At 39.8% G+C, this 452-nt stretch carries 1 pseudogene; it reads left to right on the top strand.

From position 1 onward, the window contains the following. Positions 1 to 452 (top strand): annotated as a pseudogene (locus HC176_RS16465) (transposase); the annotation flags it as partial.

Here is a 452-nt window from a genome sequence, read left to right as displayed (position 1 = left end):
GACCAGCTAAGTCTTTTACCTCCCAGTTATGATGATCTAGTTCCCGTCAATCATCCCGTTCGTATTGTAAATACAATTATTGACCATGTCGATATAAGTGCTTAGGAAAAAAGCTATAAAGGTGGCGGAACCTCAAGCTATCATCCGCGCATGTTGCTCAAGGTTGTTGTCTATGCTTACTTGCGTAATTTGTATTCTTCACGTAAAACAGAACAAGCTCTAAATGAGAACATCCATTTTATGTGGCCCAGCGGGCAGAACAAACCGGACCACAACACGATCAATGACTTTAGGGGAAAGCGTTTACAAGGCCATTTAAAGAAAATTTTTCATCAAGTCGTTCTGCTTTTAGTTGAACAAGGTGTTATTAGTTTAAAGGATATTTATGTAGATGGCACTAAGATCGAAGCCAACGCCAATCGTTATACCTTTGTATGGGGCAAGTCCATAAA

The sequence above is a fragment of the Tamlana crocina genome (assembly GCF_012037625.1).
The sequence above is the reverse complement of the archived record's forward strand: the minus strand, read 5'-3'. Positions and strand labels throughout refer to the sequence as shown.